This window comes from Achromobacter ruhlandii, from assembly GCF_002082135.1.
Taxonomy (GTDB): Bacteria; Pseudomonadota; Gammaproteobacteria; order Burkholderiales; family Burkholderiaceae_B; genus Achromobacter; species Achromobacter ruhlandii.
On sequence record NZ_CP017433.1, the window covers coordinates 5,411,229 to 5,436,207 of the forward strand.

The following is a 24,979-nucleotide window of genomic DNA, read 5'->3' on the forward strand; positions in this document are numbered from 1 at the left end:
GGAAATTTCATGTTCTCCACTTTACCTCACCCCGTGAGATCCGGCGGATCCTCGCCTATGGGACGGGCCGGCAGCCAACACAAAGGCCGCCCGCTTGCGCCAGGCGGCCATGTCATCAACCAGTAGCCGTTAACCGCGACTTCGCGCCGTGCCCCTGGTTCACCCCGGCCGGGGATGCGCGTCGACCACGGTGCGTCCGTGGTGGATGGCGGCATCCACCGCCATGCTGGGGCTGTAGACGAATCCGCCCGATGCGAACAACGGCACGGCGTAGGGTTCGCCAAGCCGGTCCTGATCGCCCGCCAACTCCACCGCGACGGTCGCCGTGAAGGCGGGACGGTCCGATCCGCCCACCGAAACGCGGGATACACTCGCGGTCAGCCGATAGCCTTTGTAAACCATGTTGTTGTGAAGCATAAGCCCCCCGTCGATAAGTAAAAGGCCCGCTTGCGCGGGCCCTTCATTTACATCGCGCGGATCTGGGTCGCGTGCGGACCTTTCGCGCCCTGCGCGGTCACATAACTGACGCGCTGGTTTTCAATCAGCGCTTTGTGACCGTCCCCGACGATTTCGGAAAAATGGGCGAACAAATCCTTGCCGCCGTTCTCGGGCATGATGAAGCCAAACCCTTTGGCATCGTTGAACCATTTGACGATTCCGGTTTCCATGAGCCATTCCTTTTAGATGGCGGGCATAGCCCGCGAAGTGAACCAGCGAAGTGAGCCAGTCAAGGAAAGGACGGCGAACAATGCGGCGCCCCGCGAGGGGAGCAATACCGGACGATGATCACGATGCTCGAAAAGCTTCAATCCCACTATGGGTGCTGGACACGCCAATGTCAACCAACGTTTCCAAATAGCACCCCGGTTACGCGGCAAACATCGGAATTGCCCCGTCCCCACCCGGGAACGGCCGGATTTCGGGCAATTCCGCGCTTTCGCGTAACACCTGGCGTGTTTTCCCTCGCGCGCACGACAAAGCGCGTATGCTGTCCCGATGGTGCTTGACCGCGCGACCCTCGCCGCATCGCCATGCACAGGAGCACGGCCATGACTTCGCATCATTTCCGCATCAACCGCCCCAGCCACGGCTTTTCGGCAGCGCGCGCGTGAGCGCGTTCAAGCGGTCTATCGCGCGTTTCGCCAACGCCTGCGTCAAATTGCTGCCACGGCCCTCGACCCCGCCCATCAGCCCCCCGCCGCGCGATGCTTCGCAGGGCGCCAGCGTCCAGCGCCCCGCTCATGCGGCGATTTCATCGCCGTGGCGCATCTACCGCATCTATGCGCGGCCGGGACACCTGCTGATCCGCAACGAGCATGGCGAAATCCACGACCTTGGCGTCATGAAGGGCAGCGAGCCCAACCTCAGCTATCGCCTGTACGCGAGGAACCTCAAGGGACAGGGCTTCGCCACGCGCACGCAATTGCTCGACGATATCGCTCACAGAATCGAGGCCGGCGAAGTGGGACGCGAATTGTTGTCCCTGCCCGCGTGCAGCATGCCCCTCGGGGCCGACCTCGACCGCGGTTCGCACACCGACGTTTCGATGAAGCTGACGCGCTAGCGGCCAGCGGATGCGGCTAGAAATCGGGCATCCGCTGCAGGCAGACGTTCACCACGCCCATTACCTGATCGCGCAGTTTGTCGGCCTCGGGGCCGCTGGCCTGGGTCGCCAGCAGCTGGTCATAGCGCAGGAAGTCCTTTTCAGGGACTTTCGATTGCAGGCCATCCAGCACGCATTGGCAATAGCCCTTGGACTTGGCATCCACCGTGGTGGCGGGAATGGTGGCGGGCGCCTTGGCCTTGAAACCCTGCAGGCAGGAGCTGTAGGTGGCGCGTTGCACCTCGGGCGGATACTCCGCCTTCTTGCCGCACGCGGCCAGGAGCAGCAACACCGCTGCACTCGCGCCCAGGGCGCGGCGGGTACGGAAGACTGGCATGGCGTTCCTTCGCATTCAATGGGCCAGCGCCGATTTTGGCATGGCCGGGGCGGGGCCGCACCTGGCGCTTGGCGGACGCGCAACGGCCTGGCAGCAAGAACCGGATAGCCGGCGCGGCACGCCACGCCTATCGTTCCCGGATCCTCTCTTTCACACAAGGAACGATCATGCGGCAACTGACCGGCAAAGTCGCCATCATCACCGGCGCGAGTTCAGGCATCGGCTACGAAGCGGCCAAACTGTTTGCCCGCGAAGGCGCCAGGCTCGTCGTGGTGGCGCGGCGACAGGCCGAACTGGAACAGCTGGTGGCGGCCATCGAGGCCGAAGGCGGCCAGGCCACGCCCCTGGCCGGCGACGTGCGCGATGAGGCCGTCGCCGACGCCGCCGTGACCCTGGCGGAAAGCCGCTACGGCGGGCTGGATATCGCTTTCAACAATGCCGGCATGACCGGACAGGCGCAACCGCTGCACCAGGTCTCGCCCGAGGAATGGCGCCAGATCCTCGACACCAACCTGGGCAGCGCTTTCCTCGGGGCGCGCCACCAGATCCCGGCCCTGCTGCGGCGCGGCGGCGGCTCGCTGATCTTCACGTCCACCTTCGTCGGCCACACGGCCGGCTTTGCCGGCATGGGCGCCTACGCCGCCAGCAAGTCGGGCCTGATCGGCCTGGTGCAAGCCATCGCCACGGAATACGGCGCGCAAGGCATCCGCGCCAACGCCCTGCTGCCGGGCGGCACCGACACCGCGATGGGCCGCGCCTCGATGCCATCGCAGGAAGCGCGCCAATACGTCGAAAGCCTGCATGCGCTCAAGCGACTGGCCGCGCCACGGGAAATCGCGCAATCCGCGCTGTACCTGGCGTCGGACGCCTCCAGCTTCACCACCGGCACGGCATTGCTGGTGGATGGCGGCGTGTCGATCCATCGCGGATAGACACGTCCGGGAATGAGCATGGCGGCGGCCCGTGTATTTGTTCCTGGCCGCCTCAGCTCATGTATACGCCGCCGTTGATCGCGTAATTGGCGCCCGTCACGAACGCCGCCTCGTCCGACGCCAGCCAGGCGCACAGCCCGGCCAGGTCCTTGGCGGTGCCCAGGCGGCCCACCGGCACGCTTTCGATGATGCGGTCCAGCAGCGCCGGCGGGAACGCCTTGACAGTGTCGTCGGCGATGAAGCCCGGCGACACCAGGTTGACGGTGACGCCGCGCGCCGCCACTTCCTGCGCCAGCGAGCGGGTGAAGCCGATCACCGCGCCCTTGGCGGTGGCGTAGTTGATCTGGCCGATCTGGCCCTTCTCGGCGGCGACCGAACCGATGTTGATGATGCGGCCCCAGCCGCGCTCGGCCATGCCGTCGACCACCTGCTTGGTGCTGTTGAACAGCGTGTCCAGGTTGCTGCGCAGCACCGCCGACCAGTCGGCGTGGCTCATCTGGCGAAAGCGCATGTCGAGCATGGCGCCGGCGTTGTTGACCAGCACGTCGATCTCGCCGACCTCGCGCAGCACCTTGGCGAAGGCCGCCTCGGTCGAGGCCCAGTCGGTGGCGTCGCCTTCCGAGGCGATGAAGTCGTAGCCCAGCGACTTCTGTTCCTTCAGCCAGTGGTCCTTGCGCGACGAGCGCGGCCCGCAGCCGGCGATGACGCGGTGACCGGCGCGGTGCAGCGCCTGGCAGATCGCGGTGCCCGTGTGGCCCATCCCGCTGGTGACGTAAGCAATGCGCAAAGCCATGAACGTTCTCCTTTCAAGAAACGCGTAGAGGCGCGGCCGTCAGGCGACGGAACCGACCAGGGGGAACAGGCCGAACGCCAGCGCGGCCGCCAGCATCACCAGGCACACCATCGTGGCCCACTTGAGCGAATAGCGCTGGTGGTCGCCGAACTCGACGCCCGCCAGGCCCACCAGCAGGTAGGTCGACGGCACCAGCGGGCTGAGCAGGTGCACCGGCTGGCCGATCAGCGAGGCGCGCGCCATTTCCACCGGCGTGATGCCATAGCCTTGCGCGGCTTCGCTCAGGATCGGCAGCACGCCGAAGTAGAAAGCGTCGTTCGACATGAAGAAGGTGAACGGCAGGCTGACCAGCGCGGTGATGCCGGCCAGGTACGGCCCGAGCGCGTCGGGGATCACCGCCAGCAGGCTGCGCGACATGGCTTCCACCATGCCCGTGCCCGACAGGATGCCGGTGAAGATGCCCGCCGCGAAGATCAGCGACACCACCGACAGCACGTTGCCGGCATGCTGCGCCACGCGGCGGCGCTGCTCGGCCAGGTTCGGGTAGTTGATGATCAGGGCGATCGCGAAGGCGATCATGAACAGCACCGGCAGCGGCAGCACGCCCATCACCAGGCTCACCATCAGCGCCAGCGTCAGGCCGGCGTTGACCCACAGCAGCTTGGGACGGCGCAGGTCGTGGTCGACCTCGATCTCGGGCAGGTTCTTGGGGCCGTCCTCGTCGTAGCCGGCGTGCAGCGAGGCGCCGTCGGGCAGCGACAGCACGCCCAGGCGGCGGCGTTCGCGCAGGCCCAGGAAGAAGGCCAGGATCAGGATCGCGACAATGGCCACACCCATCACCGGCACCAGCGGCACGAAAATGTCGCCGGCGTCCACGTGCAGCGCGCTGGCGGCGCGCGCCGTCGGCCCGCCCCACGGCGTCAGGTTCATGACGCCGCTGGCCAGCATCGCCAGACAGGTCATGGACAGCGCGTTCATCTTCAGGCGGCGGTACAGCGGCAGCATCGACGCGACCACGATCATGTAGGTCGTGGAGCCGTCGCCGTCCAGCGAGATCACCAGCGCCAGCACGGTGGTGCCGACCACGATCTTGAGCGGATCGCCCTTCACGGCGCGCAGGATGCGGCCGACGATGGGGTCGAACAGGCCGGCGTCGATCATCACGCCGAAGTAGAGGATGGCGAACATCAGCATGACGCCGGTGGGCGCGATCTTGCGGATGCCGTCGAGCATCATCTTGTCGATGCCGGCGCCGAAGCCGCCGAGCAGGGCGAAGAGGATGGGGACGAGGATCAGCGCCACCAGGGGCGAGAGGCGCTTGGTCATGATCAGCGTCATGAACGTGATCACCATGCCGAAGCCAAGCAGGGTCAAAAGCATGAGGGGTATCTCCGGGCTCGTTGTTATGTGCGCTTGGGGTGCGCTGGGGCGCAAGACTAGGAAGAAAAGCTGTCTGGAACCTGTCGTTTTTTGGGCACGGCGCACCAGGATCGTGCGCGACGTCCTGCCCCCCTTGAGCCCGGACCGGCGATCACTCGAGTCGACGAGCGCATCCCAGGCTTCGCCGGCCAGGAGATCGGGAAAACCTAAGACGATTCTGAAAATGTCAGCAAATGTAGCGCCCGTCCGTCCGGCGACACACAATCCATACGCATTTCCGAATTGCTCATTCACGTCATTCCATAACAAGCAGCACCCGCCCCCGGGGAGCGACGACGACGCCCGGACGGGACGTTGCGCCATCCCAAGGGGAAAGCATGAAAAGCAAGATGTCCCGAAAACGCCACCCTGCCCGGCCTCCCAAGGTGCGCCAGGGCGTGCGGGCCACGCACGCGGCGCTTCTGGCAGTGGGCCAGGCGGTCTTGACCCCGGCGCAGGCGCAGACCTACGTCAACTACGACGGCACCCGGACCAACGACGAGCAGGCCGCGGTCGCGAGTTGGGCGAACCACCCGGAGTTCAAGGGAGATTGGGGCCTGGGCGCGATGAACGCGCAATATGCTTACGCGCGCGGTTTGAGTGGCGCGGGCGTGAAGCTGGGCGCTGTGGATTCCGGCTATCTCCCCTCGCACCAGGAGTTCGCCAGCCGCGGCATCATCGCGCTCAGCGTCAAGGGCAGTTATGCGAATGACGGCGAGCAGCTGGACGGTTCGAAGCTCGCCTGGCGCGCAGGAGAGGCCTTCGACCGTGCGGGCGCTTACGCTGACAAAACAGACCTGGCGAAAAGAATCGGCGCGAACGACAACCACGGCAACCACGTATCGGGCACCATCGCCGCCGCCAAGAACGGCCAGGGCATGATGGGCGTCTCGTTTGGCAGCCAGTACTACACCACCAACTCCAACGGCACGGACTCGTCCCGATACGGGTCCAACATGGACTACAACTATTTCAGGGCCGCCTATGGCAACCTGGCGGCCGCGGGCGTTCGCGCCATCAACAGCAGTTGGGGCTCCCCGCCGACGGCGGATAACTACGACACGCTATCGAGTTTTACCCAGGCATATCTACGTCTGAACGGCGCGGGCAAGAAAACCTGGCTGGATGCGGCAGCCGATGTCTCGCTGCAGTATGGCGTGCTGCACGTCTGGGCCAACGGCAACGCCGGCGTCGCACATGCCTCGACGCGCGCCGGCCTGCCCTATTTCCGCCTCGAACTCGAAAAATACTGGATCGCGGCAACAGGCCTGAAACCGTCGGGTGACCAAGATTTCAACAAGTGCGGCCTGGCCAAGTATTGGTGCCTTGCCGCGCCCGGCTACAACATCCTCAGCGCCAACGTGACCGGTGATGATCAATACAAGCAATCCAATGGTACGTCCATGTCGGCGCCACACGTGACCGGCGCATTGGGCATCCTGATGGAACGCTACCCCTATCTGGGCAATGAGGAAATCCGCACGATCCTGCTGACCACCGCTTCGCATCGCGGCACAGGGCCCGCCGATACGCCGAACGAAGTCTTTGGCTGGGGCGTGCCGGACTTGCGCAAGGGCATGGACGGCCCTGCCCAGTTGCTGGGAAAGTTCACTGCCAACCTGCCGGCCGGCGTATCTGATACGTGGAAGAACAACATTTCCGAAGCAGCGCTGACGCAACGCCTCCGCGAGGAAACCGCGGAAGTCGCTGCCTGGGCCACTGAAAAATCCGCCTTGCAAAGCGGCATCAAGGCCGTGCCCAATGCCATTCCAGTCGCCGCCGACGTAATCGCCGGCATGGCCCAAGCCCGCGCCCTGCTCGAAGAAGTCATCCAGTCGAACGTCAAGAGCACTTATACGTCGGCCCGCTTCAAGGCGGCGATGGATGCGCTGCAAGCCGCCCCCCAAGGGCCGCTCTTGCTAAGCGCGTACGAAGCGGCCAACCCCAAATGGAGTGACGGTTACAGCAAAGCCACCGACTACGACACGTTCATCGCGGGGCGCAATGACAGCGATCTGGCGGCGGCGGCCATCAACGCGCCACGCATCGCCGCCATCACCCGGAACAAATCGATCCAGGATCAAATCGACCTCCGCCAAGGGCGTGTCAACGCGCTGGCCGCCAAGACCGACGCCGACTACCGGGGCAGTCTGGTGAAGGCCGGCGCGGGCACGCTGATCCTGGCTGGCGACAACAGTTACTCGGGCGGCACCGAACTGCGGGAAGGCACGCTGGGCGTGGGCCACAACAACGCGCTCGGCATCGGTGCGCTCGCCATCGCGAACGGCGCGACGCTGCTGGCGGCGGCCGACAATCTGTCCCTGGGCAATGCGATCACCCTCACCGGCCTGGGCAAGGTCGACACACAGGCCCGGATGCTGACGCTGACAGGCGCCTTGGCCGACGGCCAGGCGGCCGGCGGGCTTGCCAAGCTGGGCGCCGGCACGCTGGTGCTGGCCGGCGCCAGCACCTATTCCGGACCGACGCTGCTCCTGGACGGCACCTTGCGCGCCGGCTCGGCCGGCAGCTTCTCGCCGCGCAGTGCCTTCATGTTGAACGCGGGCACGCAGCTCGACCTGGGCGGCAGGGACCAGGCCATCGGATCGCTGTCAGGCGACGGCGCCGTCGCACTGGGCGCGGCCACCCTGACCACCGGCGCGGACAACCAGCACAGCGTCTACACCGGCCGCATCCAAGGCACCGGGGGCCTGACCAACGACCGGCGCGGGCGTGTTCACGCTGGGCGCCGACAACCGCGCCTATGGCGGCCAGATCACCGTGAGCGACGGCGGCCTGTGGCTGCGCGACGACGCGCGGCTCGGCGCCAGCGTGCTGGCGCGCACGGGCGCCTTGCTGGGCGGCACGGGCACCCTGGGCGCCACGACGATCGAAGCCGGCGCGGTGCACGCGCCCGGCAATCCTGTCGGCACGCAGACGGTCACCGGCGATTACGTCAATCGCGGCACGCTGCGCGCGAGCGGGGCGCCGTCGGCCGTGAGTCGCGTGGATGTCGCCGGCGGGGTGGACATCACCGGCGCCACGCTGGAACTGCTGCTCTCCCCGATGGATGCCGCCGCCTGGCAGCCGCTGAATGGTCCCTATACCCTGATCGCCAAGGACAGTCCCGGCGCGGTCAAAGGCGAATTCACCACCGTACGCAACCCCTTGCTCTTCCTGGACGCGCCGGTCAGCACCACGGGCGGAGATGGCAATGACGTCACGCTCGCGCTCAAGCGCAACGACCGCGGCATGTCCACCCTGGCCAGCTCCGCCAACCAGGCCAGCGTGGCTTCGGCCATCGACGCCTTGCCGCAAAGCCATGAAGTGTGGCGCACCATCGCGCTGAGCAATAACGTCGCCGCCCTGGATCCGGCGCTGGCCCAGCTATCCGGCGACACCCACGCCAGCGTCGCCTCGGCGCTGGCCGGCGTGACGATGGCGCCGGCCGCGCTGAACGGACTGGCGGCCCTGCGCCACAATCTGTCGGCGCCCATGCAGCCGGGCGCGCCCACCGCGGCCGCCGACAATGGCGCGCCGCCACCGGCCTCGGCCCTGCCGCGCAGCGGCGCGTCGCCGTTGTGGATCCAGCTCGGCGGCGAATGGCGCAACCTGGCCGGCAACGGCAACGCGCCGAACCTGACTCAGCGCAGCACGTCGCTGACGATAGGCGGGGACGCGGCCGTGGGCGGTGGCTGGCGCATGGGCGGCGCCTTCGGCTACACCGACGCGCGGTTGAGCGCGCAAGCGCGCCAGGCCAGCGCCAGGACCGATAGCTACAGCGCCACCGTCTATGGCGGCAAGGCCTATGCGCTGGGCGCGGGCGCGCTCAAGCTGATGGCCGGCGGCGCCTATTCCTGGCACGTGGTCGACTCGCAACGCCAGGTGCGCTACGGCAGCCTGGATCAGCGGCTCAGCGCCAACTATCGCGGCGCCACGACGCAACTGTTCACCGAGGTCGGATACGCGCTGCCCCTGTCGGACGCGGCCGGCGTCGAACCATTCATTGGCCTGGCCTGGAACCAGTTGCGCATGCGAGCGTTCTCCGAATCGGGCGGTTCGGCCGCGCTGTCCAGCGACGGACAGCGCCAGCGCAACGTCAGCAGCCTGGCCGGCTTGCGCGGCAACTGGCTGGTGCCCGGCTCGAGCATCGCGCTGCGCGGCATGGTCGGCTGGCGCCATGTCTACGGCAACACCCGGCCTTCGGTCGCGTTGTCATTCGACCAGGGGCCCGCGTTCAGCGTGGCGGGCGCGCCGATCGCGCGCGATGCCGCACGTGTGGAACTGGGCGCGGACCTGGTGCAGATACGCAACATGACGGCCGGCTTGAGCTACGGCGGCGAGTTCGGCGGCGGCAACCGCCAGCATGCCGGGTCGCTCGACGTCCGCTGGCGTTTCTGAGGCGTGCGCGGCGTCGGCTGGCAGCCGTCGGCGCCGCGCATACAAGGCCAGGCCGGACACGCCCGGCGCCAGCGCGCCACGTCCATGGATACCTGGACAATCATGCAGGAAAGCCGCCGCCCCCGGGCCAGGCTTGAACGCGCCCGCCGAGCCAATGGCCGGCTATGACGGAGACATTCAGGGGACGGATACGAGGCAAAGGCGGAACTTGCCGCTATGCGACAATCTCGCGCATGCGGATTCTGGTGATCGAAGATGATGAGGACCTGGCCGACGCGCTCGTACGCCGACTGCGTCGTCTTGGGCATGCCGTCGATTGCCAGATGGATGGGTTGAACGCGGATGGGGTGCTTCAGTACGAGACCTTTGACCTGGTGATCCTGGATATCGGATTGCCGCGCATGTCGGGGTTCGAGATCCTGCATCGGTTGCGGGATCGGGGCAGCAAGACGCCGGTGCTGGCGTTGACGGCGCGCATCGATATCGAGGATCGGGTGCATGCGCTGGATACGGGGGCCGATGATTACCTGGCCAAGCCGTTTGACTTTCGCGAGCTGGAGGCGCGCTGCCGGGCGTTGCTGCGGCGGCCCAGCGTGCAGGCGGCGGGGGTGCTGCGGTTTGGCGAACTGGTGATCGACAGCGCGGCGCGGCAGGTCAGCCTGGCGGGGCAGCGCATCGATCTGCCCAAGCGGGAGTACAGCCTGCTCGAGATCCTGTTGGCCGGCATGAACCGCGCGGTCAGCAAGGCCGAGATCGCCAACAAGCTGTTCGCGTTCGATGACGAGGCCGCGCCCAATGCCATCGAGGTCTACATCGCGCGGCTGCGCAAAAAGCTGGAAGGCTCGCCGCTGCGCATCGAGACGCAACGCGGCACGGGCTATCTGCTGACGGCGGCCGGGGATGCCGACGCCGCCGCGGCGCCACGGGACTGAAACGGTGCGGTCCCGCCGTATTTCCGTGCGCCGGCGGCTGCTGGCGATGCTGCTGGGGCTGTTCGTCGTGGGACTGGGCGCGCTCTACCTGCTGGTGCGCGGCTATGCGCAGCAGACCGCCGACACCACCTACGACCAACTGCTGCGCGCCTCGGCGCTGTCGATGGCCGACAGCCTGCAACTGGTGCAGGGCGAGTGGCAGATGGACATGCCCTACGCCGCTCTGGCGCTGCTGGAACAGGCGCCGCGCGACCGCGTTTTCTACCGCGTGACGGCCGCCGACGGCGCGCTGATTTCCGGCTACGCCGACCTGTCCACCCCACCCTCTCACGGCACCGACGCCAGCGCCGCGCCGCAACTATTCACCGCCGACTACCAGGGCCAGGCCGTGCGGGTGGCATGGATGGAGCGCAAGATCGCCGGCCCGCGCGCCACCGAGACCGCGCTGATCCAGGTGGCGCAGACGCGCGAGGCGCGCAACGCGCTGGCCGAGCGCATTCTGTGGCAGGGCACGCTGGCGCTGATGGGCTTTACCGCCGCGGCGCTGGCGCTGGCCTATTGGGGCCTGCGGCGCTCGCTGTCGCCGATCCAGCGCATCGAGCGCGAGCTGGCCACGCGCGGCGCCGCCGACCTGCATCCGATCGCCGCGCCGGTGCCCGAGGAACTGGACACGCTGGTGCATTCGCTCGACGGCTTCATGGCGCGGCTGTCCGAGAACCTCGACACCCTGCGCCTGTTCATCGCCGAGGCCGCGCACCAGTTGCGCACGCCGCTGGCCGCGCTGCACGCGCAGATGGAAGTGGCGCTGGACGAGGAAGACCCGGCCGAACAGCGCCGCAGCCTGCTGGCGGTGCTGCGCAATGCCGAGAAGCTGTCGCGGCTGGTGAACCAGCTGCTCAGCGACGCCAGCGTCATCCACCGCAGCAATGTGCGCAAGTTCGGTCCCGTGGACCTGGCCGAGCTGCTTTCGCAGGCCGTCTACGACACCGTGCCGCAGGCCGACCCGCAGCCCGATGTGCGGCTGCGCCTGCCCGCCGCGCAAGAGGGCGCGCCGCCCCGCATCGCGGGCGACAGCCTGATGCTGCGCGAGGCCTTCAAGAACCTGATCGACAATGCCCTGCGCCATGGCGCCTCGGCGGACGGCCACATCGACGTGCGGCTCGAACGCGACGACGCCGGCTGGCGCATCACCGTGGCCGACCAGGGGCCCGGCATCCCGCCCGCGCTGGCGCAAAGCGCCTTCGAGCGCTTCTCGCGCGGCCCCAATCCGCGCACGCCCGGCGCCGGCCTGGGACTGTCCATCGTCAAGCGCGTGGTCGACATCCACCACGGCCGGCTCAACCTCAGCAACCGCCCCGACGGCGGTCTCGAAGCCGTCGTCCATCTGCCCGCCAACGCCCATGACGCCTAGACTTCCCCTGCTCGCGCGCCTGGCCGCGGCCGGCGCCGCCCTGATCCTGGCCGGCGCCAGCCCCGCCGCCGAGACCAGCGCCGACGGCCTGACGCTGGGCCCGGCCGACAGCAAGCACGTGCTGGTGCTGCACGCTTCCAACAGCGTGCAGGTGTTTCGCGGCGTGCTGGAAGACTTCAGCCAGCTCAATCCCGGCGTGCGCCTCGAATACACGGAGCTGTCGACCCAGGCGCTGTATGCCGAAGTGGCTACCCGTGCCGCGCAGGCGCCGGGCGAGAAGGCCGGCCCCGACCTGGTCATCAGCAGCGCCATGGACCTGCAGACCAAGCTGGTCAACGATGGCCACGCGCAGCCGCACGTGTCGCCGGAAACCCGCGCCCTGCCCGCCTGGGCCAACTGGCGCGACGAGGTCTTCAGCATCGGCACCGACCCCATCGTGATGGTCTACGACACCCGCCGGCTCGACGCCGCGCGCGCGCCCCGCACCCGCCGCGAACTGCTGGCGCTGCTGCAGGCGCCCGACCAGCCGCTGGCCGGCCGCATCTCGACCTACGATGTCGAAGGCAGCGGCATCGGCTACCTGGCCGCCACCCAGGACGCGCGCCTGGACAGCCTGGCCGGCGCGCTGCTGGCCGCCTTCGGCCGCAACGGGGTGCGCGTCCACGAATCGACCGAGCACGCGCTCGACAAGCTCGAACGCGGCGAGATCACGCTGGGCTACAACCTGCTCGAATCCTACACGCGCCATCGCATCGACCAGGGCGCGCCGCTGGCCATCGTCTATCCGCAGGATTACACGCTGATGCTGTCGCGCTCGGCCATCATTCCGCGGCAGGCGCCGCGCGCCGACCTGGGCGCGCGCTTTCTCGACTACTTGCTGTCGCCGCGCGGCCAGGAAATGATTGCGCGCCAATCCGGCATGCGCCCGGTAGGCGCCTCGATGGTGCCGGCCGCGGGGGTGCGGCCGGTGGCGTTGGGCGTGGGCTTGCTGGTGTACCTGGACCCGCTGAAGCAGCGCCACTTCCTCGACCTGTGGCGCGCCGCGGCGCAGCCGCCCGGCAAACCGGACTGACGCGGCCGCCCGAGCCGCGCGGCATCCGCCGCCCTTCAAGCGGGAGCGACGCGACGCCGCCTTCCGCGCAGCGCGGCGGCCTGCCAGCCGCGGACCGGCCGCCCGCCGTTGCGCGACCACGCACGCTAACCGCCCAGTTGCCCGCCCGCGCGCACCAGGTCCGCCAGCGTGCGCACCTGCATCTTGCGCATGACGCGCCCGCGCCGCACCTTCACCGTGATCTCGCTGACGTTGAGTTCGGCCGCGATCTGCTTGTTCAGCATGCCGCGCACCACCCGCTCCATCACCGCCTTCTCGCCGTCGGTCAAGGTGTCCCAGCGGGCCTGGACCTCGTCCGATCCCGACGCGCTGGCCAGGTGCGCGCGGTCCTTTTCCACCGCCGCGTGGATGGTGTCCAGCAGGTCCTGGTCGCGAAACGGCTTGGTCAGGAAGTCCACCGCGCCCAGCTTCATCGCCGCGACTGACATGGGGATGTCGCCGTGGCCGGTGATCATCACCACCGGCATGCGCCGCCGCGCCTGCTGCAGGCGCCGCAGCAGGTCCATGCCGCTCAGGCCAGGCAGGCGCACGTCCAGCACCAGGCAGGCGGGGCCGGCGCCCGGATCGGCGTCCAGGAATTCCTGCGCCGAGCCATAGCCGCGCACCGGCAGGCCGACCGAATGCATCAGGTCCTCCAGCGACTCGCGCAGCGAGGCGTCGTCATCGACAATGTGGATGGTGGCCGGCTCGGGCCGCGTGCTTGCGATCATGAAGACTCATCCTCGGCCGCCGCCGGCAGCATGAAACAGAACACCGCGCCCTCGCGCGCGGCGGGCTCGGCCCACAACCGGCCGCCGTGGCTCTCGATGATGCCGCGGCTGATGGTCAGGCCCAGGCCGGTGCCCTCCGGCTTGGAGCTCCAGAAGGTATCGAACAGGCGCTCGCGCGCCTGCGGGTCCAGGCCCGCGCCGGTGTCGGTCAACGAACACTGCACCTGCCCCGGCGCCTGGCACGACAGGCGCAACGTCAGATGGCGCGCGCCGGCCGGGGTCTGCTGCATCGCCTCGATGGCGTTGAGCACCAGGTTGACCAGCACCTGACCCAGCTGCACGCGATCGCCCAGCACCGCCGGCACGCGCTCCTGGATGCGGGTGGACACCACCACGTCGTTGCGCGCCAGCTCGTCGCCAGCCAGCTCCAGCACCTCGCCGATCACGTCGGCCAGGTCCAGCCGCTCGCGTTGCGGCGCGGCATTGCGCGCATCGCGGCGGATGCGCGCCACCACCTCGCTGGCGCGGTGCACGTCGCCGGTCATGCGCTGCAGCGCGCGCAGGGCCCGCTCGATGTTGGGCGGATCGTGCTCCAGCCAGCGCTGGCAGGCGCTGCCGCTGGTGGCGATGGCCGCCAGCGGCTGGTTGATCTCGTGGGCGATCGACGCGGTCAGCTCGCCCAGGCTGTGGATGCGCGCCATGCGCGCCAGCTGCGTGCGCGCCTCGAACGCCGCGTCCTCGGCCGCCGCCCGCTTGAGCGCCAGGTAGGTGGTCACGCCGATGGCGGCGATGCTGATGAGCGCATTGATCAGCCCCAGCTCGCGCAGCACGCCGCCGTTGGGCGTGAGGTACAGGCTGAGCAGCGTCAAGGCCGCGCACGCCACCGCCACAATGATGACGCCGGGCCGCGGCAGGAAGCTCAGCGCCGCCAGGATCACCGCCACGTAGAACACCGCCACGGCGATTTCCAGGCGGGTGAAGGTGTCCACCAGGAACACCAGCGCCATCAGCGCCACCAGCAATGCGACGCCCGCGCCGGGACGCTGCTTCAGATACCTGGCCGGCTTGAGGAACATGGCGCTGCCACCCCGTTGAATGGACGCCGGCGCCGGGCCCCGATGGCCGCGCGCCGCGAGACGCCATTGTAGAGACAGGCGCGGGCCGCCGCGCACTATCGGAAAGCCGGCATATACCAAGGTATAGGCCCGCCATCCCAATGGCGCCTCGCCCGCGCGGGGGCCGGTTCCTATAATTTTCGGGTCCCCCAGCGACGCGTCCGCAGGCCGCGCCGTCCCGCCAACGCCTACCGGCAGCCTCCCCATGAAACCGTCCATCAAGGCCCTCTGGATCGTCCGCGGCGCCGTGCTCGTCGGCATCTGGATCGCGCTCGGCGTGATCCAGGCGCTGCACGGCATCGCCTGAGGCGATCGGGCGGCGCCCGGCCGCCCGATTCTCCTTCCCGCCGTCAGGGCAGGAAACACAGGATCCCGCCCACGCCCAACGTCCACGCCAGCAGCATCGGCAGCAGCAGCCGCAGCGGGATCAGCGGACCGTCCGGAAGGTCCGGCGTCTGTCCGGGCCGGCGCAAGGCGGCCCGTTCGATCTCGTAGGCGTGCATGTCCCGCGAAAACTTGCGCATTTCCTCGAACGCTTTTTCCATGTCGTCTCTCCCGGCATGTCAGTACCAGCGGCCGTAGCGGCGGATGTAGAAGGTCTTGACCTGCTGCGTCAGCGCGATGTAGCCCAGGATGGTCAGCGCCAGCCAGCCGAAGTAGATCGGCGGCAGGGCCACGAACCCGATCGACTCGGCGATCGGCGAGAACGGCAGCCAGCACGCCAGCGCGATCGCGGCGGTGGTCGACAACAGCACCGGCAGCGACGCCGTGCTCTGCAGGAACGGGATCTTGCGGGTGCGCAGCATGTGCACCACGAAGGTCTGCGATACCAGGCCCTCGATGAACCAGCCCGAATTCATGATGGTCTGGCCGCCGTCGCCGCCGTGCAGGGCATAGGCCGCGCCCGCGCCGAACACCGTCCACATCAGGAAATACGTGGTGATGTCGAACACCGACGAGGTCGGTCCCAGCCACAGCATGAAGCGCTGGATGTTGCCCGCTTCCCACTTGCGCGGCTTCTTCAGGAACTCGTCGTCCATGCGGTCCCACGGCAGGGTCAGCTGCGAGACGTCGTACACCAGGTTCTGGATCAGCAGCTGCAGCGACAGCATCGGCTCCCACGGCAGCCAGGCCGAGGCCACCAGCACCGAAAACACGTTGCCGAAGTTCGAACTGGCGGTCATGTTCAGGTACTTGAGGATGTTGCCGAAGGTCTCGCGGCCCTTGATGACGCCCTGTTCCAGCACCATCAGGTCCTTTTCCAGCAGCACGATATCGGCGGTTTCCTTGGCGATGTCGGCGCCGCTGTCCACCGAAATGCCGACGTCGGCGTCGCGCAGCGCGGGGGCATCGTTGATGCCATCGCCCAGGAAGCCCACGGTGTGGCCGTTGGCCTGCAGCGCCTTGACCACCCGCGACTTCTGCAGCGGCGTCAGCTTGGCGAACAGCACCACGCTTTCGACGCGCCGGCACAGCGCCACGTCATCCATCCGCTCGATGTCGGCCCCCAGCAGGATGCGAGCGTCATCGTTGCCCAGGTCCAGGCCCACGTCGCGGCAGACCTTGGCGGCGACGATGGGGTTGTCGCCGGTCAGCACCTTGACCGCCACGCCATAGTCATTGAGCGCGCGGATCGCCGCCTGCGCCGAATCCTTGGGCGGATCCAGGAAGGTCAGGAATCCCCGCAGCACCAGCCCGCTTTCATCGCCGGCCTGGAACTGCGTGCGGCCGGTGTCCTCCAGGCGGCGCGAGGCCACCAGCAGCACGCGGAATCCGTCCTGGTTGTACGCCTCGGCGCTGCGCAGCAGACGCCTGCGCATGGCCGCGTCCAGCGGCCGCTCCTGGCCATCGATGACCACGCCGGTGCTGACCGCCAGCATTTCCTCGACCGCGCCCTTGGTGATCATCTCCAGACCGCCATCGACGCTGCGCACCACCACCGACAGGCGCCGGCGCACGAAGTCGAACGGGATCTCATCGACCTTCTCGTGCATCGCGCTGCGTTCCCAGCCGCGCAGTTCGCGCGCGCGCGCCAGGATGGCGCGGTCCATCAGGTTGCGCTGGCCGCTCTGGTTGGCGCTGTTGAGCCAGCCCAGCCGCAGCACCTCGTCGTCGACCTCGCCATCGACGTTGAAGTGGTGTTCCAGGATGATGCGGTCCTGCGTCAAGGTGCCGGTCTTGTCGGTGCACAGCACGTCCATGGCGCCGAAGTTCTGCACCGAATTCAGTCGCTTGACCACCACCTTGCGCCGCGCCATCGCCACCGCGCCCTTGGCCAGATTGGCCGAGACGATCATGGGCAGCATCTCCGGCGTCAGCCCCACCGCCACGGCCAGCGCGAAGGTCAGCGCGGTAACCCAGTCGCCCTTGGTCACGCCGTTGATGACGAACACGATCGGCACCATGACCAGCATGAACTTGATGAGCAGCCACGACACGCTGTTGACGCCGCGGTCGAAGCTGGTCTCGACCCGCTTGGTCGACACCACATTCCTGGCCAGCGAACCGAAATAGGTATTCGGGCCGGTGCCCACCACCACCGCCGTGGCGGTGCCGCTGACCACGTTGGTGCCCATGAAACAGATGTTGGCCAGGTCCAGCAGCTCGGCGTTCTCGCCTGCCTGGGCCTCGGCGCGCTTGGCGCTGACACTGCCCAGCGTGTCGTACTTCTCGACCGGCAGCGCCTCGCCCGTCAGGATGGCCTGGCTGATGAACAGGTCGCGCGATTGCAGCAGGCGGATGTCTGCCGGGATCATGTCGCCTGCCTGCAGTTCGACGATGTCGCCGGGCACCAGTTCGTTCATCGGCAGCTCGCGCCGCGCCGGTTCGCCTGACACGCTGCCCCGCCGCAACACGGTGGCGGTGCTGCGCACCATCGACTTGAGTTTTTCCGCCGCGCGGCCGGAGCGGTACTCCTGGATGAAACGCAGCAGCCCGCTGATGGTCACCATGGTCAACATGATGACGATGCCGGTCCAGTCGCGGTCGGCGGGCGCGGCGAACTGGATGTCGGTGAAGTACGACACCGCCGCCAGCCCCAGCAGCACCAGCACGAAGGGATTGCGGAAAGCGCGTAGTAATTGCAGCCAGGCTGGCGCCGGCTTGTCATGCGCCACTTCGTTCAGGCCATCAATGGCGCGGCGCGCCGCCACCTCGGCCTCGGTCAGACCATCGCGGTGCGCTTGCAGGGCCTGCAGGCTGTCATGCACCGACAGCCCGGCGTGGCGCGCCACAGGCATGGCGCGGGCCTTGCCCGCCGTCGCGGCGGCGGGCGCTTTCTCGCCGCGCGGACCCCGCGGGGCCGGCAGGGAGGCTTCCTGGATTGGTTTCATGTTCGCTGCTCCCGCCCGCGCGCGCCGCCAACGGGAGCCGCCCCGTCAAGACGCGAGCAGCCCCCGTCCACGGCCCGCGCGGGCTTGGTGGATATTGAGAATCGGGTAAGGCGGAATCAATGCGGGACCGGCGCCGCCTGCACCCGTGGCGCCGGGGCCACGCCGACGCGCAGCGTCTGCACGCCCAGATCGCGGCACAGGTCGCTGAGCCAGGTGATCACGGGCCACGGATTGCCGCTGTCGCTGCGCAGGCAGACGGCGGTGCAGGCTTGCTCGCCGTCCGCCGAATAGCGCACGTCCGTCACGGTCTCGGCACGCTGCCGCAGCTCCTCGTAGAGCCGCTTGCGGATCAGGGCCAGCACGGCGGGGCTGCCGTAGAAAGTCAGGTTGATGAAGGCCGGCGCGGGGGCCGCGCGGCGCACGGGGTTGGGGGACAGGATATGGGACAGCATGCGCGTCTCCTGGGAACAGGCGATTCCGCCCGCAGGGGTTCAGGTGGCGCATGCAAGCCGTCGCGGCTCCGGGTCGATCCGGACGGGCGTGGCGGCTGGCAGAAAAAACGTGCAGACCCGCTAGACCCGGCGTGCGCCGTGGGTTCTGGTACTTCCGTCGTCTTCCACGGCGGGCTCCTATAGGGTGGCAACAGGCGGCAGTGTAGGTCTGCGCCTGTGTTCCGAACAGATCATGGGATGTATACCTTGGTATAGCGATCGGCTCGGGCAGGCAGGCCATGCAGGCTGCCCGCCCACCGACGCCGTGCGCGCTCAGAAGCGCGTCTGCATGCCGATCCGGACCGTCCGGCCCGGCGCCGGCATGAAACTCTGCGCCAGCGGATCCAGGTAATAGCGGTTCGTCAGGTTTTGCACCGAGAGGCTCACCATCACCCGTTCGCGCAGCCGGTAGGTCATGTACAGGTCGAACAGCGTCACGGGGTGGTACACGAGCTGCTTCGTCGTCGGCGTTTCCTGCCACGGCTGGTCGGCCTTGACCGTGGGGCCCGAGGTGTAGGCCATGCGGCCGCCCAGCGTCAGCGTTTCATTGAAGAAGCGCAGACCGGCGGTCAGGCTCAAGGCCAGCCTGGGCGGATTCTGAGCGTTGGTATACGAACCCATGAAACTGCCAGGGGTGCACGTCGGCGTGTTTTCCGTATGCCGCAGAGCGCTGGGGTTGTCACGCAAGTGCTGCGCGAAGGCGGCATCGCAGGTCTCGGTTTTCAGGTAATACGTGGCCGCCAGATCGGCGAACACCCGCCCGGCGTCATAGTGCGACTGGAATTCCAATCCACTGGTCTTGTAGCGGTCGGTGTTCCGCATCCGCAACGCCTTTTCGGTCAGCTCCTCCACGCCGTCATAGTCGTAGTAGCGCACGATGTAGTTCTTGATGCTGTTGTTGAAATAGACCACCTTGGCGGCGACCGTGTCGCCATCGGCCAACAGGTTGGCACGCACCGTGCTGGCGCCGAATTCCCAACTATTGGAACGCTCTGGCTTGAGGCCCTTGCCCGGTGACAGGCTCATCGTGCCCAGGCTGGTCTCGAACAGGGATGGCAACCGCAGCCCCTGGGTGTACGAGGCATAGACGAAAGTGTCCGGGACCAGTTCGAGGTTCAGGCCCGCCGACGGGGCAAAGCCGCCGCCGCGGCTGCGCAGCCTGGGAGCATGCGCATAGCCGGTGACGACCTCTTTCACATCTTCGTCATAGACGCGGGTCGAGCCCGCGCCGAAGTCGTCGTACGGCACGCCGACTTCGGGGCGGTTGCTGTCCTGGTACACGATGCCGTTATGCAGGCGCGGGTCGGTGGCGTCCGTGTACAGACCTTGCTCGTCCGGCCACCACGTCTGGTAACCGAAGTTGCCCGGCCACCACCACTCACCCGGCTTTTTCACCATGATGGGGCGATAGGAGCGCGATTCGCGGATGGCGGTGGAATACACGCCACGGTCCCTGACGTCGAAATGGCTGTAGCGGCCGCCGCCCCACAAAATCAGCGGCGCCACCGGCCGGTATTCCAGCTTGCCGTTCAGGCTGAACTCCCGGCGCGAGGCATCCCGCAGCACGCGGTTGCCGTCGATGTCCTGCTGCGTCGTCACCACGCCGCGCTGCGGCCGGAGATCCTCGACCTGGAATGAGCCGCCCAGGTTGAGGCTGACATCGCCGCGCGCCGTGCGCCACCGCGAGGTGTTGGCCAGATCGCCGCCGATGCGGCGGTCGGCCTGACGGGTCCATCGGCGGTCCGTCACGTAGGCCTGGGACGCCGGCGCCCACACCGAGGTCAATTGGCTGGTCTTGGCATCCGTCATCCACAGGTTCACGCCCAGGTCCAGCAGCGGATTGTCCGCCGGCTGGAACAGGTAGCGCGCCGTATAGGTGTCGATACCGGTTTCGCCCAGCGGATACTGCGTGATGCCCGCCGTCCCGGACCGGATGATGTCCGACGGCATGATTTCGCCGATTTTGCCGTCGTAGCGGCGATAGCCCAGTTCCAGCGTGTGGCCTTCGGCGGGTCGCAGCGTCAGTTTCAACAGCGTCGACTCGGTTTCGGCCGACGAATTCAACACTTCTTCGCCAGGATTGTAGGACTTGGCCACGCTGTTCCTCTCGTAGCGACCACCCGGGTAATACATGCGATAACGCTCTCGCCCCTTCTTGCCCGAGAAGTAGTTGCCCTGAGTGCGGTGCGCGTAGGCCGCCACGAAGTCGAGGCGGTCGTTGGCATAGGCAAAGGCCAGGCTGCCCGATTTCGCGCGCGACCCGAACAGGCTGCCATGGCTATCGTGCGGAACGGCTCTCAGATCATTCGCCGAGGGCTCGCCGGTGGAGGACGGCGGCGGAGCGACGCCGCGATGCGGCGGCGCCACGCCGTTGTTCCATAACTCGCCCTTCAGACGCAGGCCGACCCGGCTGCCTTCCGTCAGGATGTCCCGCACGCCCAGCGTGCGCATCTCCACCGACCCGCCGATGGCGCCGGACGTCACGGAAGGACCTTTGTTGACGGTCACGTCGCTGATCAGGTCCGGGTCGATATAGCTGCGCTGGGCCGTGCCCCCGTATCCGCGGTACACGTCCAGCGCCTGCTCGGAGCCGTCGACCCGCACCGCGACCCGGCTCTGCCCCTGGATGCCGCGGATGTTGACGTCCAGCGCGCCGCCGTTGCGGCTGTCGCCGACCTGCACGCCCGGGATGCCGGTCAACAGGTCGCCGACCGACACCCTGCCGAATCGGTCGAGGTCCTGGCTCGACAGATACACGGATGATCGCGGCGCGGTGTAGACCTCTTTCCCGGCCACCGCATCGCCCTCGATTTCGACCGGCGCCAGGGTCAAGGCTCCCGGAGACACCACCAGCACATAGCCTGACGCGCCGCGCCGGGCCTGCAGGCCGGTACCGCGCAACAGCGCCGCGAAGCCTTCTTCCAGCGCGTAGCGGCCATGCAGCCCCGGACTCTGGCGACCGGCCACCTGCTCGGCAAGCAGCGACAACGCAGTGTCGGACTGTTGCGCATAGCGGCTCAAGACGTCCGCCAGCGAGCCGGCGGGAATGTCGTATTGCCTGTCGAGGTGCTGCGCCTGGGCGACCAGCGCGACCGAAGCGCCCAACCCGGCCAGCACCAGGCGGGCAGCGGGGGGGCAGGCCGCGGGGTTGCCGCGGCGGTGAAAATCGGAAACGGCGGCGCGGGCCTGCCGGGTGGAGCTTGTGCATGATCGTGGTCCTCAGCTCGGGCGCCGGGACCTATCGATACGTCCCGGATCATCGCCATTCAGAAGACATGACGCGCCAGGCTCCAAAACACGAACCAGCCATCGCGGGGCATTTTTTTGGACTAGCGGACCGCTTCGCCTCCGGTCCGCCCCACCCACACGAAATAGGACGAGGCGAACCGCAGCGTCAGGCCGGGTACGCTCTCGGCCAGCAATCGCAACGCCCGGTCGGTATCGTCCAATGGCAACACCACCGTCATGCGGATCCCCGCCAAGGCGGCCTCGTCATAGAAAATGCGGCCGGACCGGTGCCGATTCAGCTCCTCCAGCACGTCCGCCAGCGGCTGGTCCCGCACCGCCAACTGATGGAATCTCCAGGCGTCCTCCACCTGGCCGGGATCGACCGCCGCAATCGGCCCGACGCCCTGTGCCGTAACCGCCACGCGCTGCCCGGCGCGCACCACCAGCGCTCGCGTCGGTGTCGGGCCGGCCGCCTCCACCCGCACGCGCGATTCGATCATTGCCAGCTTCGTCACGCCATCATGCCGATCCACCGCGAAGCGCGTACCCAGCGCGGTCAGCCGCGCCTCGCGCGTGCGCACCGCGAACGGGCGCAGCGCGTCCTTCGCCACCTCGATCAGCGCCTGTCCCTGCACCAAGTCCAGTTCCCGGCGCTGGCGGTCGAATCTCAGGTTTACGGCACTGTCACCCGCCAGGGTGACGCGCGAGCCGTCCTCCAGCAGCAGGACGCGCCACTCGCCGGTCCCACTGCGCACATCCGCCATCAGATAGGCCGCGGGATACACCCGCAGTGTCATCCAGCCCGCCGCGCCCACGAGCAACGCCGCACCGATCATGAACAGCATCCGGCTCGCGCGGCGCTTGCCCACATGCGCAAACGCCGCTTCGAATCCCGCCCGCGCTGGCGCCCCCGATTGCGCGGCCGAGCCGCGCAGATCCTGCATCCGGTCCACCACCAGTCGCATACCCCGCGCCGCCGCCTCGTGCACGGGGCTCTGCCGCGTCCACGCCTCCAGTTCGCGCTGCACAGCCTCGCGCTCGGCCGCGTCGTCAGAACTCAGACGCGCGACCCACCGGGCGGCCTGTTCGGCGATGGCATCGGGAATCGGCACGCGCCTCATGCGGCGGCTTCCGGTTGGCGACCGGATCGCCCGGCCATCATCAGGCCAGCACCCGGTGACAACGCAGCAGCCCCTGCGCCAGATACTTCTGCACCATCCGCACGGAGATTCCGAGACGCTCGGCCACCACCAACTGGCTGTGGTCTTCCAGGTAATGCAACAGGAACGCCTCGCGCCCTTTCGGCGCCAGCGCAGCCAGCGCGGCTGCCAGCTGCTCCACCGCCTGTATCGCGCTCATCAGCGCCTCGGGTGATGGCGCCCCTTGCGGCAAGGCATCCGCCGCCAGCGTCATGGCTTCGAGATAGGCCTGTTCGACGCGCTGGCGCCGCAGGCGGTCGAGCATCAGCCGGCGCGCGGCCGTGGTCAGCCAGGCCCGCGGCTCGACCAGTTCGGCGGGAGGAACCCTGGCCGTCAGCAGCCGCAGGAAAGTGTCATGGGCCAGATCCGCCGCCTGCTCCGGACATCCCAACCGGCGGCGCAGCCAGGAAGTGAGCCAACCGTGATGGTCGACATAGAGCGCCTTGACGGCCGAGACCAGGGGATAGGCTGCAGTCACGATCCACTTCATTCCGACGCGAGCGACCGGCGAGCGTCTTGAGGAACTCAAATAAAAATGAGTTTCAATGCTATGTGGACGAAAAGCGCTGCGCAAGACAAGAGAAACATCCGTTGCTCATCTGTTGCACCGCGTCGTGCCGCCCGCCTCGTCGCCCTCCGTCCGCGCGGCCCGCTGTCCGCCGCTCAGGTCAGGTACGCCGCTACCTCATCCGCTGTCAGATAACGCACGAACGTCATCGACGGTTGCTGCGCGTCGTGGATCGCGCCGTTGAAGCCCGACCAGTTGCGCTGCATGCCGTCCTCGGTCTCCAGCGCGATCAGCATGCGCTTGCCGTGCCTGGCCAGGTTGTCGCGCAGCGCCGCCTCGCCCCAGGCGAAACGCATGTCGTTGACGAGCGCGCCATTCGCATAGGCATCGGCCTGCAACCACTGGAAATCGGCGCTGTCGCGCTCGGCGTCGGGCTCGCGCGCGGCGATCTCGCGGCGCACGCCCAGGGCCTGGACGTGGTCGCGCATCAGGTTCTGCAACAGCGTGAAGGCGTGGAAATTGTTGTTGATGCCATGCGCCCGCGCCACGAAGCCCGTGCCGGAGGTAGGCAACACCACCACGAGTTCTTCCTCGTAACTGATGCGCGAGGCCAGCCACAGGTAATGCAGTTGCTCGAACGGCAGGTTGTCGTTGAGCGTGGTCATGGCGTACAGGAGGTCCATCAGTTCTGCGTCGGCGACGAAGGCCTGGTGATTGCGCTGGTCGCGCATCAGCATGGCCATCATCGGCAGCACCAGGGTGTCGATGGCGGCGACCTGCGCATCGAGTTCCCAGCGCCGGTCCTCGGGAATGGCTTCAAGCCGCGCCACCGCGTCTTTCCAGGCCAGGCGGTCGGCCTCCTCGACCTCGTCGTCGTCATCCTCGACCTCCAGCGCGCAATACGGCCGCAGGGTCCGCAACCACGGGCCCAGCAACGCCTGCAACGCGGGGAACAGCAGCACGGGATCGGCGCCGTCCTCCACCAGCGAGCCGCACATCAGCGCCAGCGCCGCTGCCCGGCTGGGGTGCAGGGACGGCAGCAGTTCGGCGCAGAACCGCAGGCTGGCGGCGGTGTGCGCGGACGCCAAGGCATCTTCGTAAAACGCGCGCACCTCAGGCCGCTTGAAAAAGCCGTCTAGTGTTTCCGCGTCGTCGGCGGAGACGACCGGGGTGCGCAGCGCGGTGGCAAGCGTGGGGTGGGCAGCGGGCATGGCAGGGAATCCGTGGAATATCGTTGGCGCAAGGGCGGACGCCCCGCCCGCGTGGCTGCGGCGCGCCTTGCGGGAGGCAACCGCCCGGAGATCATCGCACCGGCAAGTGTACTGAATGGCGCGTCCAGCCCCGGGCAACGTAGCGGACCTATCCTAAACCGCGAGGACCGCGTCCCAATAGCAGACCTATCCGATGGCATCGCCGATGCCTGCATCGCTACGATCCGCGAAGCCCTTCGTTAGCCATTC

20 protein-coding genes and 1 pseudogene are annotated in these 24,979 nt (G+C 67.8%); 7 read left to right on the forward strand and 14 right to left on the reverse strand.

Annotation, left to right across the window (positions count from 1 at the left end; all coding sequences use genetic code 11):
- Positions 1-159: 159 nt before the first annotated feature.
- On the reverse strand, positions 160-417 hold the full coding sequence (locus tag AruCF_RS24575; protein WP_049071968.1) for a hypothetical protein: 258 nt from the start codon (positions 415-417) through the stop codon (positions 160-162).
- Between the two features lie 47 nt (positions 418-464).
- Positions 465-668, reverse strand: a complete 204-nt coding sequence (locus AruCF_RS24580; protein ID WP_049071966.1) for a cold-shock protein — start codon at positions 666-668, stop codon at positions 465-467.
- Between the two features lie 440 nt (positions 669-1,108).
- On the opposite strand from AruCF_RS24580, the gene AruCF_RS24585 reads away from it, so the two are divergent.
- The gene (locus AruCF_RS24585; RefSeq protein ID WP_049071964.1) at positions 1,109-1,564 is read left to right on the forward strand and encodes a hypothetical protein; all 456 of its coding nucleotides are present in this window, start codon (positions 1,109-1,111) and stop codon (positions 1,562-1,564) included.
- A 16-nt stretch (positions 1,565-1,580) separates the two neighbouring features.
- Here the strand turns inward: AruCF_RS24585 and AruCF_RS24590 are convergent, their stop codons facing one another.
- Positions 1,581-1,940 carry a hypothetical protein gene (locus AruCF_RS24590; protein WP_049071962.1) on the reverse strand — a complete coding sequence of 120 codons (360 nt, stop codon included), beginning with the start codon at positions 1,938-1,940 and terminating at the stop codon, positions 1,581-1,583.
- A 167-nt stretch (positions 1,941-2,107) separates the two neighbouring features.
- Between AruCF_RS24590 and AruCF_RS24595 the strand changes: the two genes are divergently transcribed.
- Entirely contained in the window at positions 2,108-2,872 is a 765-nt protein-coding gene (locus tag AruCF_RS24595) for an SDR family oxidoreductase (protein ID WP_049071961.1), read from the forward strand.
- Between the two features lie 52 nt (positions 2,873-2,924).
- Here the strand turns inward: AruCF_RS24595 and AruCF_RS24600 are convergent, their stop codons facing one another.
- Together AruCF_RS24600 and AruCF_RS24605 are read right to left on the reverse strand one after the other, a co-directional pair.
- Positions 2,925-3,665, reverse strand: a complete 741-nt coding sequence (locus AruCF_RS24600) for an SDR family oxidoreductase (RefSeq protein WP_049071959.1) — start codon at positions 3,663-3,665, stop codon at positions 2,925-2,927.
- Positions 3,666-3,704: 39 nt separating this feature from the next.
- Positions 3,705-5,045 carry a CitMHS family transporter gene (locus AruCF_RS24605; protein ID WP_049071957.1) on the reverse strand — a complete coding sequence of 447 codons (1,341 nt, stop codon included), beginning with the start codon at positions 5,043-5,045 and terminating at the stop codon, positions 3,705-3,707.
- 605 nt (positions 5,046-5,650) lie between these two features.
- On the opposite strand from AruCF_RS24605, the pseudogene AruCF_RS24610 reads away from it, so the two are divergent.
- From AruCF_RS24610 to AruCF_RS24630, 5 genes and pseudogenes are all read left to right on the forward strand, one after another.
- A pseudogene (locus tag AruCF_RS24610) lies at positions 5,651-7,588 on the forward strand (S8 family peptidase); the annotation flags it as partial.
- A 397-nt stretch (positions 7,589-7,985) separates the two neighbouring features.
- Complete coding sequence (locus AruCF_RS30040; protein ID WP_254431150.1) at positions 7,986-9,482, forward strand: autotransporter outer membrane beta-barrel domain-containing protein; 1,497 nt, start codon at positions 7,986-7,988, stop codon at positions 9,480-9,482.
- Between the two features lie 233 nt (positions 9,483-9,715).
- Positions 9,716-10,414, forward strand: a complete 699-nt coding sequence (locus AruCF_RS24620) for a response regulator transcription factor (protein ID WP_049071952.1) — start codon at positions 9,716-9,718, stop codon at positions 10,412-10,414.
- Positions 10,415-10,418: 4 nt separating this feature from the next.
- Positions 10,419-11,825, forward strand: coding sequence for a sensor histidine kinase (locus AruCF_RS24625; protein WP_200904297.1), 1,407 nt, complete (start codon positions 10,419-10,421; stop codon positions 11,823-11,825).
- On the forward strand, positions 11,815-12,897 hold the full coding sequence (locus tag AruCF_RS24630; protein ID WP_049071948.1) for an ABC transporter substrate-binding protein: 1,083 nt from the start codon (positions 11,815-11,817) through the stop codon (positions 12,895-12,897). The genes AruCF_RS24625 and AruCF_RS24630 overlap by 11 nt, the downstream gene beginning before the upstream one ends.
- A gap of 125 nt (positions 12,898-13,022) precedes the next feature.
- Here AruCF_RS24630 and AruCF_RS24635 read toward each other — a convergent pair whose 3' ends face one another.
- The 9 genes from AruCF_RS24635 to AruCF_RS24675 form a co-directional block, all read right to left on the reverse strand.
- Positions 13,023-13,646, reverse strand: coding sequence for a response regulator transcription factor (locus AruCF_RS24635; RefSeq protein ID WP_049071946.1), 624 nt, complete (start codon positions 13,644-13,646; stop codon positions 13,023-13,025).
- Positions 13,643-14,722, reverse strand: coding sequence for a sensor histidine kinase (locus AruCF_RS24640; protein WP_080977334.1), 1,080 nt, complete (start codon positions 14,720-14,722; stop codon positions 13,643-13,645). Before AruCF_RS24640 ends, AruCF_RS24635 begins: the two co-directional genes overlap by 4 nt.
- Before the next feature lie 389 nt (positions 14,723-15,111).
- Positions 15,112-15,306, reverse strand: a complete 195-nt coding sequence (locus AruCF_RS24645; RefSeq protein ID WP_049071943.1) for a hypothetical protein — start codon at positions 15,304-15,306, stop codon at positions 15,112-15,114.
- A gap of 18 nt (positions 15,307-15,324) precedes the next feature.
- A complete protein-coding gene (mgtA, locus tag AruCF_RS24650; RefSeq protein ID WP_080977333.1) occupies positions 15,325-18,093 on the reverse strand; it encodes a magnesium-translocating P-type ATPase in 2,769 nt (922 codons plus the stop codon).
- A 116-nt stretch (positions 18,094-18,209) separates the two neighbouring features.
- Positions 18,210-18,545 carry a hypothetical protein gene (locus AruCF_RS24655; protein WP_049071942.1) on the reverse strand — a complete coding sequence of 112 codons (336 nt, stop codon included), beginning with the start codon at positions 18,543-18,545 and terminating at the stop codon, positions 18,210-18,212.
- Between the two features lie 312 nt (positions 18,546-18,857).
- Positions 18,858-21,701 (reverse strand): TonB-dependent receptor, encoded by a 2,844-nt coding sequence (locus AruCF_RS24660; protein WP_235432747.1) that lies wholly within the window; start codon positions 21,699-21,701, stop codon positions 18,858-18,860.
- Between the two features lie 212 nt (positions 21,702-21,913).
- Positions 21,914-22,933, reverse strand: a complete 1,020-nt coding sequence (locus AruCF_RS24665) for a FecR family protein (protein WP_063569298.1) — start codon at positions 22,931-22,933, stop codon at positions 21,914-21,916.
- Between the two features lie 40 nt (positions 22,934-22,973).
- Positions 22,974-23,489, reverse strand: coding sequence for a sigma-70 family RNA polymerase sigma factor (locus tag AruCF_RS24670; RefSeq protein WP_313037638.1), 516 nt, complete (start codon positions 23,487-23,489; stop codon positions 22,974-22,976).
- A gap of 185 nt (positions 23,490-23,674) precedes the next feature.
- Entirely contained in the window at positions 23,675-24,730 is a 1,056-nt protein-coding gene (locus AruCF_RS24675) for a hypothetical protein (protein ID WP_049071933.1), read from the reverse strand.
- Positions 24,731-24,979: the final 249 nt, after the last annotated feature.